The sequence below is a fragment of the Enterobacter sp. 296B2 genome, from assembly GCF_034106185.1.
In the GTDB taxonomy this organism is placed as follows: Bacteria; Pseudomonadota; Gammaproteobacteria; order Enterobacterales; family Enterobacteriaceae; genus Enterobacter; species Enterobacter cloacae_N.
In genome coordinates, this window is the sequence record NZ_JAWNCA010000018.1 from 90,247 (window position 1) to 101,447 (window position 11,201).

An 11,201-nucleotide genomic window follows, 5' to 3' on the forward strand; every position below is an offset into this window, starting at 1 on the left:
AGGAACCTCTTATTGATAAATAAAGCCGGAGACAAACCAGGCAATCAGCACCGTCGGCGCGCCCGTCAGGAAGCGGCTGACCAGCACGGACGGCACACCCACGCGCACGGTGTCCTGGCGCGCTTCGGCCAGCGACAGCCCAACGGGGATAAAGTCGCACGCCGCCTGGGCGTTAATGGCAAACAGAGCGGGCAGGGCGAGGTGCGGAGGGATGTTCCCCAGACCAATCTGTACGCCAATCAGCACGCCGATGACCTGGGCAATCACCGCGCCCGGGCCGAGGAACGGCGACAGCAGCGGGAAGGAGCAGATCAGTGCCAGCGTCACCAGCCCAAGCGGGTGGCTGGCGAGCGGGGCGAGGCCGTGGGCAATCCAGTCGCCCAGGCCGGACGCCATGATGATGCCGATAAGCGCCGAGACGAACGCCATAAACGGCAGAATCGTTTTCAGTACCGTGTCGATGGTGTCGCGCCCGGACTGGAACAGCACCGCCACGGCGGAGCCCATCCCCATCCCGACCTTTGCCAGCAGGCCGTCGCTCTGCTCGGTGATTTTCTTGCTGGTGTCGTACTCGCGCGGGGCCGCTTTTTGCGGCGCAGGACTGCCATTCACCACAGTGATGTTGTCCTCCTTTACGCCTGAGACATAAATGTCCTCAAGGATGTATTGTGCCAGCGGGCCGGATTTTCCGGTGGAGTGAATATTCACCGTCGGAATGCGGCGCTTCGGATAGATACCGCAGCGCAGCGTGCCGCCGCAGTCAATCACCGCCACGCCGATGTCCGCTTCCGGCGGTTCGCCTTCCTTGAAGCCGTCGACCGCTTCCCAGCCGGTCAGCTCGCGCAGCCTGTCGACGATTGCCGGGCGCGTCCCTGCGGTGATGTAGACGATCTTTTTGCCTTCGGTAGCGTCGAACTCCAGCGGGCCGCCCCAGCCGCCCGTGCCTTTCTCAATGCGGATCCGGTTCATGCTGTGGCTCCTGAAAGATGGACCTTCTGTTCAAGCTGGATGCCCATTTTTTTCTCGAAAATGGCGGTGGTGAGGTCGGTCACCCAGCCGCGGAAGAAGTTGGTCACCAGGCCGACCAGCAGGTAGCTCACCGCCAGCGGGCCGAGCGGAAGGCCAAGGGTGGTGAGACCGCTGGCGATCCCGAGATAGACAAACAGCTCTCCGGGGTTAATGTGCGGGAACAGGCCGTTCATGGAATGGCAGCTGTAGGAGGCGGCGGCGTAGTAGCTCGGCTTGTACTTCTCTGGCATAAAGCGGCCGAGGCTCAAGGTCATTGGGTTGCAGAAAACAAAGGTACCGATAAACGGCAATACCAGGTAACGGGACAGCGGATTACCGGCGCAGCGCTGGGCAAAGCGTTCGATGCGCTGCTGGCCGATAAAGTTGATCAGCGCGTTCATGATCACCAGCAGGCTGATCAGCAGAGGCAGGATCCCGGTCACCATGCCGGTGAACACTTCTCCGCCTTTCTGAAACAGCCCGATGAACCACTCGGCGCCGTGGGTGATGGTCTCTATCATTCTTCTCTCCTGTGGGGCTTTTTTGTTTTGTATTACTGTGGCTAATAATAATCACTTTGAAAGATTTTAAAGTGTTAATTAGATCTCACAATGAAAGAAAAATGGATTATTTTGAAAGTTAATTGATGGGGTGAATGATTTTCAGTGGAAAAAAGCGCGGATTTGCGTGGGAGAGGTGCGTACCGCTTCCTTGAGGTGTTGCGGATGCTTTACCATACTGGGTTCTTATCGAACCCGTTAAATGGATGTCTCATGTTCAAGCGTCGTTATGCAGCGCTGTTGCCTGCGCTTATCCTGCTGTCTGCCTGTAGCAGCAAACCTAAGACCGAAGCCGTTCAGCAAACGGCGGGCGCGCCTTCCGGGGGATTCCTGCTGGAGCCGCAGCACAATATGATGCAGATGGGAGGCGACTTCGCGAATAACCCGGCGGCCGAGCAGTTCATCGATAAAATGGTGAGCAAACACGGTTTCGACCGCCAGCAGCTGCATGAAATTTTGTCTCAGGCCAAGCGTCTGGACTACGTGCTGCGCCTGATGGACAGGCAGGCACCGTCCGCCCAGGTGCCGAGCGGGCCAAATGGCGCATGGCTGCGCTACCGCAAACAGTTTATTACCCCGGACAACGTGCAAAACGGCGTGGTGTTCTGGAACCAGTATGAAGATGCGCTCAACCGCGCGTGGCAGGTCTACGGCGTGCCGCCGGAAATCATCGTCGGGATTATCGGCGTGGAGACCCGCTGGGGCCGCGTGATGGGCAAAACCCGCATCCTTGATGCGCTGGCGACGCTCTCCTTTAACTACCCGCGCCGCGCCGAATACTTCTCTTCCGAGCTGGAAACCTTCCTGCTGATGGCGCGCAACGAGCAGGACGATCCGCTCGATTTGAAAGGGTCGTTTGCCGGCGCGATGGGCTACGGCCAGTTTATGCCGTCCTCCTATAAGCAGTATGCCGTCGACTTTAACGGAGACGGCCACATTAACCTGTGGGATCCGGTGGATGCCATCGGCAGCGTGGCGAACTACTTCAAAGCGCACGGCTGGACGCCGGGCGGGCAGGTGGCCGTGCAGGCGAACGGCGAGGCGTTTGGTCTGGAAAATGGCTTTAAAACAAAATACAGCGTAGCGCAGCTAACGGCGGCAGGCTTAACGCCAACCCAGCCGCTGGGCAACGTTGACCAGGTGAGCCTGCTGCGTCTGGATGTGGGAACCGGGTACCAGTACTGGTACGGTATGCCGAACTTCTACACCATCACCCGCTATAACCACAGTACGCACTACGCGATGGCGGTGTGGCAGCTGGGGCTGGCGGTGTCTCAGGCGCGCGTTCCTGCGGCGTCACCGTTTAGTCAGTAAGTCGCTTTATTCCCTCTCTCCCTTGAGGGTGAGGGCTGTGGTGAGGGCACCCGCGTGCCCCTATTTCCTGCAGAAACATTTCGCCACACTCCCGTTTCAAACCCGCCGTTTACATCTCTGCCGTCTTTCATTATTGTTATGTTATAACATTTAATTGGGTGTCGAGATGTCAACCTCCCTTTTTTCTCTTTCTGCGCCGGTTCGGCTTTTGCTGGCGCTGGGACTTATTGTGTTGCTCGGCCTGGCCGTGCGCTGGGCGGTGGCGTTGCCATGATTGTGATGAACGAACTGGTTGCGGGCTATGACCGCCAGCCCGTCACGCGTCCGCTTTCGGGCGTGATTGAACGCGGCAGCATGACCGCCATTATCGGCGCCAACGGCTGCGGCAAATCCACGCTGCTGAAAACGCTCGCCGGATTTATTCCGCCCGTCAGCGGCAGATTTCGCTGGCAGGGTAGACGACCGGTAATCGGCTGGCTGGCACAGCGTCACGCGCTGGAGGCGCAGTTTCCGCTGACCGTGCAGGACGTAGTAAGCATGGGCTGCTGGCCCGGAATTTCGCTTTTTGCCGGTTTTCGTCGTGAAGCGCGCCTGCGTATTAGTGGCGCACTTGAGCGCGTGGGGCTGGAGTCAATGGCGTTATCCACTATCGATGAACTCTCCGGCGGCCAGTTTCAGCGCATGCTGTTTGCCCGCGTATTAGTGCAGCAGGCGCCGCTGGTAATGCTGGACGAGCCTTTTACCGGGGTCGATGAAGCAACCTGCAACGTGCTGATGGATCTGATGCTGGAGATGTATATGCAGGGGCAAACCCTGCTCGCGGTGCTGCACGACAGCGAGCGCGTGGCGCGCCACTTCCCGCAGACGCTGCGGCTGGATGCTGATATTCCCCAGTGGAAAACCGAGCGGGTGAGGGTGGCATGATCTGGCACACATTCTTCCAGCCGTTTATTGAGTACGGCTTTATGCGTCGCGCGCTGGTGGTTTGCCTGGCGCTTTCTATCAGTACCACCGCGCTCGGCGTGTTTCTTCAACTGCGTCGGATGAGCCTGATGGGCGATGCGCTTTCTCACGCCATTTTGCCCGGCGTCGCCGTGGGGTATTTGCTCAGCGGGATGTCACTAATGGCGATGACCGTCGGCGGGTTTATCGCCGGAATTGCCGTTGCGCTGGTGGCCGGGCTGGTCAGCCGCCGCACGCCGCTGAAAGAAGATGCCAGCTTTGCCGGATTTTACCTGGGTTCACTGGCGCTGGGCGTCACGCTCGTTTCGCTGCGCGGCTCGAATGTCGATCTGCTGCATCTGCTGTTTGGCTCCATCCTCGCCGTGGACAATGACGCCGCGCTGTTTGTGACCGGCGTGTGCATCTTCACCCTTATCACGCTGGCCCTTTTTTACCGCGGGCTGGTGACGGAGGCGTTTGATACCGCCTGGCTGCAGGTGAATACCCGCTGGCTGCCCGGGCTGTTGCACGGCCTGTTTCTGGCGCTGCTGGTGCTTAACCTGGTGGCCGGTTTTCAGGTGCTTGGCACGCTGATGGCCGTCGGGCTGATGATGCTCCCGGCGGTGGCGGCGCGCTGTTGGGTACGCACCTTACCCGGATTACTCCTGATGGCCGGTATCAGCGGTATTTTCTGCGCGTGGCTGGGGCTGAGCCTCTCCTGGGCGGCAAGTTTGCCCGCGGGGCCGTCCATTGTGCTGACTGCCAGCGCGCTGTTCTTTATTTCCATTTTATTTGGCACGCAAAGCAGGCTTGCTGGCAGTCTGCGGGCGCTTTTTTAACGTAAGGGGAAACGATGAAACGTACAGGATTAATCATGGCGCTTGCGCTGGGGATGATGTCGCATAGCGTAATGGCGAAAACGCTGAATGTGGTCACCAGCTTTTCGATACTGGGGGATATCACGCAGGAGGTGGGGGGAGATCGCGTGAACGTGACGACGCTGGTCGGGCCGGACGGCGATCCGCATACCTTTGAACCGTCACCAAAAGACAGCGCGGCGCTGAGCAAGGCTGACGTAGTAGTGGTCAACGGCCTGGGGCTGGAAGGCTGGCTCGACCGTCTGGTTAAAGCCTCCGGGTTCAAAGGGCAGCTGGTCGTCGCCTCAACCGGAGTGAAAACCCACACGCTTGAGGAAGATGGAAAGACCGTGACCGATCCGCACGCCTGGAACAGCGCGGCGAACGGTGCGCTGTATGCACAAAATATTCTGAACGGGCTGGTGAAAGCCGATCCGGAAGGCAAAGCGGCGCTGGAGGCTTCAGGGAAGCCGTACATTGCGCAACTGACTCAGCTGGACGGCTGGGCTAAAACACGCTTTAGCCAGATCCCGCAGGAAAAGCGTAAAGTGCTGACCAGCCATGACGCGTTCGGCTATTTTGGCCGCGCTTACGGCGTAACCTTCATGGCACCTCAAGGACTCTCTTCCGAGAGCGAGGCCAGCGCGGCGCAGGTTGCGGAGATTATCAATCAGATTAAAGCCGACGGCGTGAAAACGTGGTTTATGGAAAACCAGCTCGATCCGCGTCTGGTGAAGCAGATTGCGTCGGCGACGGGCGCACAGCCGGGCGGCGAACTTTACCCGGAAGCGCTGTCGGCCAAGGGTGGGGTGGCAGACTCCTACGTTAAGGCGTTTCGTCATAATGTCGATACGATTGCGAACAGCATGAAATAACATTTCTGTAGCCGGTGCGCCCGCACCGGCTTTTTTCTGAAGCCCCCTCGTAAAACCTGAAGCGCATCCCCATATCTGACGAGAAAGTGCTATCTTGTGCTGCACGTTTTTCTCAAGCCTGGAGCAAGAATGACTGACCATGAATTGATGCAGCTTAGCGAGATCGTTGGCCTTGCACTGAAGCAGCGTGGCGCGACAATTACCACCGCAGAATCCTGCACCGGCGGCTGGGTGGCGAAAGCGATTACCGATATCGCCGGCAGTTCCGCCTGGTTTGAACGCGGCTTTGTGACCTACAGTAACGAAGCTAAGGCGCAGATGATTGGCGTGCGCGAAGCCACGCTGGAACAGCATGGCGCGGTCAGTGAACCGGTTGTCATTGAAATGGCCATTGGCGCGCTGAAAGAGGCGCGGGCAGATTACGCCGTTTCCATCAGCGGTATCGCGGGGCCGGACGGCGGCAGCGACGTGAAGCCTGTCGGCACCGTCTGGTTCGGGTTTGCCACGTCCAAAGGGGAAGGGATCACCCGCCGGGAGTGCTTCAGCGGCGATCGTGAAAGCGTGCGTCGTCAGGCAACCGTGTATGCGTTAAAAACGCTCTGGCAACAATTTCTACAAAACACTTGATACTGTATGACCATACAGTATAATTGCACCAACAGAACAGAAGTCCATGGTGAAGCGCAGTTGCTTCTCCCGGCATGACAGGAGTAATAATGGCTATCGACGAAAACAAACAGAAAGCGTTGGCGGCAGCACTGGGCCAGATCGAAAAGCAATTCGGTAAAGGCTCCATCATGCGCCTGGGTGAAGACCGTTCCATGGATGTGGAAACTATCTCCACCGGTTCGCTTTCTCTGGATATCGCACTGGGCGCGGGCGGTTTGCCGATGGGGCGTATCGTAGAAATCTACGGTCCGGAATCCTCAGGTAAAACGACTCTGACCCTGCAGGTTGTTGCAGCGGCGCAGCGCGAAGGTAAAACCTGTGCGTTTATCGATGCCGAGCACGCGCTGGACCCGGTCTATGCCCGTAAGCTGGGCGTTGATATCGACAACCTGCTGTGTTCCCAGCCGGACACCGGCGAGCAGGCGCTGGAGATTTGTGACGCGCTGGCGCGCTCTGGTGCGGTTGATGTGATCATCGTCGACTCCGTTGCGGCGCTGACGCCAAAAGCGGAAATCGAAGGTGAAATCGGTGACTCTCACATGGGCCTCGCGGCACGTATGATGAGCCAGGCGATGCGTAAGCTGGCCGGTAACCTGAAGCAGTCCAATACGCTGCTGATCTTCATCAACCAGATCCGTATGAAAATTGGTGTGATGTTCGGTAACCCGGAAACCACCACCGGTGGTAACGCGCTGAAATTCTACGCCTCTGTCCGTCTGGATATCCGCCGTATCGGCGCGGTGAAAGAGGGCGAGAACGTGGTGGGTAGTGAAACCCGCGTGAAGGTTGTGAAGAACAAAATCGCCGCACCGTTCAAACAGGCTGAGTTCCAGATCCTCTACGGCGAAGGTATCAACTTCCTCGGCGAGCTGGTTGACCTGGGCGTGAAAGAGAAGCTGATTGAAAAAGCGGGCGCCTGGTACAGCTACAACGGTGACAAGATTGGTCAGGGTAAAGCGAATGCTATCTCCTGGCTGAAAGAGAACCCGGCTGCGGCGAAAGAGATTGAGAAGAAGGTGCGTGAGCTTCTGTTGAACAACCAGGACTCCAAACCTGATTTCGTGGTGGATGCTGCGGATGCTGAAGAAACCAACGAAGACTTTTAAGTCTCTCGTATAAAGATGAAGGGCTGCTGACGCGGCCCTTTTTGCATTTCTGAATCTGCAGGTTTTTTATGAGTGAACCGACATCACGCCGACCCGCCTACGCGCGCTTGCTGGACCGTGCGGTACGCATTCTCGCCGTGCGCGACCACAGTGAGCAGGAGCTGCGGCGGAAGCTGTCAGCGCCCGTCATGAGCAAAAACGGGCCGGAAGAGATTGATGCCACTGCGGAAGACAACGACCGCGTGGTGGCCTGGTGCTATGAGCATCATTACCTGGACGATGACCGCTTTGCCTCGCGCTTTCTCGCCAGCCGCGGCCGCAAAGGGTATGGGCCCGCGCGCATCCGGCAGGAGCTGAACCAGAAAGGGGTAGCCAGGGAGTCCATCGAAAAAGCGATGCGCGAAAGCGACACCGACTGGTGCGAGCTGGCAAAAGAGCAGGCTATTCGTAAATACGGCGAACCGCTGCCGCGTGAATTTTCAGAAAAAGTCAAAATCCAGCGCTTTTTGCTCTACCGCGGCTTTCTGATGGAAGATATTCAGGATATCTGGCGTAATTTTGCCGATTGAACGCATGCGGGATTTTACTTCCCACTAAAGAAAACTTATCTTATTCCCACTTTTTCCAGTAGCTGGTCTGTCCAACGGTTTACCGATACAGGCTGGCTACGACATTTCGTTAGCTTGATTTCAGGATAATTATGAGCAAGAGCACCGCTGAGATCCGTCAGGCGTTTCTCGATTTTTTCCATAGTAAGGGACACCAGGTTGTTGCCAGCAGCTCCCTGGTACCGAACAACGATCCGACTCTGCTGTTTACCAACGCCGGGATGAACCAGTTCAAGGATGTGTTCCTTGGTCTCGACAAGCGTAATTATTCCCGCGCTACAACCTCACAGCGTTGCGTGCGTGCGGGCGGTAAACACAACGACCTGGAAAACGTCGGTTACACCGCGCGTCACCACACCTTCTTCGAAATGCTGGGTAACTTCAGCTTCGGCGACTACTTCAAACACGACGCCATTCAATACGCGTGGGAACTGCTAACCGGTGAAAACTGGTTCAACCTGCCGAAAGAGCGTCTGTGGGTTACCGTCTATGAAACCGATGACGAAGCGTTCGAAATCTGGGAAAAAGAGGTCGGTATCCCGCGCGAGCGTATTATTCGCATCGGTGATAACAAAGGCGCGCCATATGCGTCTGATAACTTCTGGCAGATGGGTGATACCGGTCCTTGCGGTCCGTGCACCGAGATCTTCTACGATCATGGCGACCACATCTGGGGCGGCCCTCCAGGTAGCCCGGAAGAAGACGGCGATCGCTATATTGAGATCTGGAACATCGTCTTCATGCAATTCAACCGTCAGGCTGACGGCACCATGGAGCCGCTGCCGAAGCCGTCCGTTGATACCGGTATGGGCCTGGAGCGTATCGCCGCGGTTCTGCAGCACGTTAACTCCAACTACGAGATTGACCTGTTCAGCACCCTGATCAAAGCCGTTGCAGAAGTGACCGGCGCGACCGATCTGAACAACAAATCGCTGCGCGTTATCGCAGACCATATTCGTTCCTGTGCGTTCCTGATTGCTGACGGCGTTATTCCGTCGAATGAAAACCGTGGCTACGTGCTGCGTCGCATCATTCGTCGTGCGATCCGTCACGGCAACATGCTGGGCGCGAAGGACACCTTCTTCTACAAACTCGTTGGGCCGCTGATTGGCGTGATGGGTTCAGCCGGTGACGAGCTGAAACGCCAGCAGGCGCAGGTTGAGCAGGTTCTGAAAACCGAAGAAGAGCAGTTTGCCCGTACGCTGGAGCGCGGCCTGGCGCTGCTGGACGAAGAGCTGGCGAAGCTTAAGGGCGACACGCTGGACGGCGAAACCGCTTTCCGCCTGTACGATACCTACGGCTTCCCGGTTGACCTGACGGCGGACGTTTGCCGCGAGCGCAACATCAAGGTTGATGAAGCAGGCTTTGAAGCCGCGATGGAAGAGCAGCGTCGCCGTGCGCGTGAATCCAGCGGTTTCGGTGCAGACTACAACGCGATGATCCGCGTTGATAGCGCGTCTGAATTTAAAGGTTATGAAGCGCTGGAACTGACCGGCAAAGTGACCGCCCTGTTTGTTGACGGTAAAGCCGTAGACAGCATCAGCGCGGGCCAGGAAGCCGTCGTCATTCTGGACAAAACCCCGTTCTATGCGGAATCCGGTGGCCAGGTTGGCGATAAAGGCGAACTGAAAGGCAACGGCTTTAGCTTCAGCGTAAGCGACACCCAGAAATACGGTCAGGCGATTGGTCACCAGGGCAAACTGGTTTCCGGTTCTCTGAAAGTGGGCGAGGGCGTACAGGCTAACGTTGATGAAGCACGCCGCGCGCGTATTCGCCTGAACCACTCTGCAACCCACCTGATGCACGCTGCCCTGCGCGACGTGCTGGGCACCCACGTTGCACAGAAAGGTTCTCTGGTTAACGACAAGGTGCTGCGTTTCGACTTCTCGCATTTTGAAGCGATGAAACCGTCTGAAATCCGCGCGGTGGAAGACCTGGTGAACGCGCAGATCCGTCGTAACCTGCCAATCGAGACCCACATCATGGATCTTGAGGACGCGAAGAAAAAAGGTGCGATGGCGCTGTTTGGCGAGAAATATGACGAGCGCGTTCGCGTGCTGAGCATGGGTGACTTCTCTACCGAGCTGTGCGGCGGTACTCACGCCTCGCGCACCGGTGACATCGGCCTGTTCCGCATTGTTTCCGAATCCGGTACGGCGGCAGGTGTGCGTCGTATTGAAGCGGTAACCGGTGAAGGCGCAATCGCCAGCCTGCATGCGCAGAGCGATCAGCTGCACGACATCGCGCAGCTGCTGAAAGGCGATAGCCAGAACCTGAGCGAGAAAGTGCGCGTTGCGCTGGATCGTACCCGTCAGCTGGAAAAAGAACTTCAGCAGCTGAAAGAACAGGCTGCGGCGCAGGAGAGTGCAAACCTCTCCAGCAAAGCGGTAGACATTAAGGGCGTCAAACTGCTGGTCAGCGATCTGGCGGGCGTGGAGCCTAAGATGCTGCGTACTATGGTCGACGATCTGAAGAACCAGCTTGGTTCAACGGTTATCGTGCTGGCGACGGTGGCAGAAGGTAAGGTTTCTCTGATTGCGGGCGTCTCTAAGGATGTGACCGACCGCGTTAAAGCAGGGGAACTGATTGGTATGGTCGCCCAGCAGGTGGGCGGTAAGGGTGGCGGTCGTCCGGACATGGCGCAAGCCGGTGGTACGGATGCGGCGGCACTTCCTGCAGCATTAGCCAGCGTTGAAAGCTGGGTGAGCGCGAAATTGTAATAACTACAAAGCACAATCAGACGCCATAGCGGTAACGTTATGGCGTCTTGTTCACTGTGCTATCGATAACGATAAAGTCAGGTTGAGTTTGTGTATATCGGCTAAACTTACGTTTAACAGAATGTGATGCCGTGACTGCTTACACTTTACGTGTTTGTCATCGCTTACTTTTTGGCGTTATATGATGGATAATGCCGGGATACAAGAGACCCGACTCTTTTAATCTTTCAAGGAGCAAAGAATGCTGATTCTGACTCGTCGAGTTGGTGAGACCCTCATGATTGGGGATGAGGTCACCGTGACAGTTTTAGGGGTAAAGGGTAACCAGGTACGTATTGGTGTTAACGCTCCTAAAGAAGTATCTGTCCACCGTGAAGAGATCTACCAGCGTATCCAGGCTGAAAAATCCCAGCAGTCCAGTTACTGATATTGTCGCGTCTAGCTGTCGGGCGCGCCGCCACCCGCCCCCGATTTTTTCTGCGTAAAGTTTGCGGTTTATTTTAATAGGGCGGTTTTTTAACCCTACGTTTCCCGTAAAACGG

11 protein-coding genes are annotated in these 11,201 nt (G+C 57.0%); 9 read left to right on the forward strand and 2 right to left on the reverse strand.

Going from position 1 to position 11,201, the window contains the following annotated elements:
* Positions 1 to 9 precede the first annotated feature (9 nt).
* Together URZ40_RS14575 and srlA are read right to left on the reverse strand one after the other, a co-directional pair.
* A complete protein-coding gene (locus URZ40_RS14575; protein WP_192984377.1) occupies positions 10 to 969 on the reverse strand; it encodes a PTS glucitol/sorbitol transporter subunit IIB in 960 nt (319 codons plus the stop codon).
* On the reverse strand, positions 966 to 1,529 hold the full coding sequence (gene srlA, locus URZ40_RS14580; RefSeq protein ID WP_023333189.1) for a PTS glucitol/sorbitol transporter subunit IIC: 564 nt from the start codon (positions 1,527 to 1,529) through the stop codon (positions 966 to 968). Before srlA ends, URZ40_RS14575 begins: the two co-directional genes overlap by 4 nt.
* Positions 1,530 to 1,781: 252 nt before the next feature.
* On the opposite strand from srlA, the gene mltB reads away from it, so the two are divergent.
* From mltB to csrA, 9 genes are all read left to right on the forward strand, one after another.
* Positions 1,782 to 2,882: a lytic murein transglycosylase B gene (gene mltB / locus URZ40_RS14585; protein WP_170228335.1), complete on the forward strand. Its 1,101-nt coding sequence runs from the start codon at positions 1,782 to 1,784 to the stop codon at positions 2,880 to 2,882.
* Positions 2,883 to 3,152: 270 nt separating this feature from the next.
* Positions 3,153 to 3,806, forward strand: coding sequence for a metal ABC transporter ATP-binding protein (locus URZ40_RS14590; RefSeq protein ID WP_116344152.1), 654 nt, complete (start codon positions 3,153 to 3,155; stop codon positions 3,804 to 3,806).
* Complete coding sequence (locus URZ40_RS14595; protein ID WP_166712185.1) at positions 3,803 to 4,663, forward strand: metal ABC transporter permease; 861 nt, start codon at positions 3,803 to 3,805, stop codon at positions 4,661 to 4,663. The genes URZ40_RS14590 and URZ40_RS14595 overlap by 4 nt, the downstream gene beginning before the upstream one ends.
* Before the next feature lie 14 nt (positions 4,664 to 4,677).
* A complete protein-coding gene (locus tag URZ40_RS14600) occupies positions 4,678 to 5,556 on the forward strand; it encodes a metal ABC transporter substrate-binding protein (protein ID WP_166712183.1) in 879 nt (292 codons plus the stop codon).
* A 129-nt stretch (positions 5,557 to 5,685) separates the two neighbouring features.
* Positions 5,686 to 6,183 carry a nicotinamide-nucleotide amidase gene (gene pncC, locus URZ40_RS14605; RefSeq protein WP_061097290.1) on the forward strand — a complete coding sequence of 166 codons (498 nt, stop codon included), beginning with the start codon at positions 5,686 to 5,688 and terminating at the stop codon, positions 6,181 to 6,183.
* Between the two features lie 89 nt (positions 6,184 to 6,272).
* Positions 6,273 to 7,331: a recombinase RecA gene (gene recA, locus URZ40_RS14610; protein WP_028014189.1), complete on the forward strand. Its 1,059-nt coding sequence runs from the start codon at positions 6,273 to 6,275 to the stop codon at positions 7,329 to 7,331.
* Between the two features lie 68 nt (positions 7,332 to 7,399).
* Entirely contained in the window at positions 7,400 to 7,900 is a 501-nt protein-coding gene (gene recX / locus URZ40_RS14615; protein ID WP_320720736.1) for a recombination regulator RecX, read from the forward strand.
* Between the two features lie 131 nt (positions 7,901 to 8,031).
* A complete protein-coding gene (alaS, locus tag URZ40_RS14620; protein ID WP_116344148.1) occupies positions 8,032 to 10,659 on the forward strand; it encodes an alanine--tRNA ligase in 2,628 nt (875 codons plus the stop codon).
* 241 nt (positions 10,660 to 10,900) lie between these two features.
* Entirely contained in the window at positions 10,901 to 11,086 is a 186-nt protein-coding gene (gene csrA, locus URZ40_RS14625) for a carbon storage regulator CsrA (protein ID WP_000906486.1), read from the forward strand.
* Positions 11,087 to 11,201 lie beyond the last annotated feature (115 nt).

Excerpts from the sequence above, each read along its gene's own strand:
- URZ40_RS14575 (WP_192984377.1), bottom strand. The coding sequence starts at position 969 with ATGAACCGGATCCGCATTGAGAAAGGCACGGGCGGCTGGGGCGGCCCG.
- srlA (WP_023333189.1), bottom strand. The coding sequence starts at position 1,529 with ATGATAGAGACCATCACCCACGGCGCCGAGTGGTTCATCGGGCTGTTT.
- mltB (WP_170228335.1), top strand. The coding sequence starts at position 1,782 with ATGTTCAAGCGTCGTTATGCAGCGCTGTTGCCTGCGCTTATCCTGCTG.
- URZ40_RS14590 (WP_116344152.1), top strand. The coding sequence starts at position 3,153 with ATGATTGTGATGAACGAACTGGTTGCGGGCTATGACCGCCAGCCCGTC.
- URZ40_RS14595 (WP_166712185.1), top strand. The coding sequence starts at position 3,803 with ATGATCTGGCACACATTCTTCCAGCCGTTTATTGAGTACGGCTTTATG.
- URZ40_RS14600 (WP_166712183.1), top strand. The coding sequence starts at position 4,678 with ATGAAACGTACAGGATTAATCATGGCGCTTGCGCTGGGGATGATGTCG.
- pncC (WP_061097290.1), top strand. The coding sequence starts at position 5,686 with ATGACTGACCATGAATTGATGCAGCTTAGCGAGATCGTTGGCCTTGCA.
- recA (WP_028014189.1), top strand. The coding sequence starts at position 6,273 with ATGGCTATCGACGAAAACAAACAGAAAGCGTTGGCGGCAGCACTGGGC.
- recX (WP_320720736.1), top strand. The coding sequence starts at position 7,400 with ATGAGTGAACCGACATCACGCCGACCCGCCTACGCGCGCTTGCTGGAC.
- alaS (WP_116344148.1), top strand. The coding sequence starts at position 8,032 with ATGAGCAAGAGCACCGCTGAGATCCGTCAGGCGTTTCTCGATTTTTTC.
- csrA (WP_000906486.1), top strand. The coding sequence starts at position 10,901 with ATGCTGATTCTGACTCGTCGAGTTGGTGAGACCCTCATGATTGGGGAT.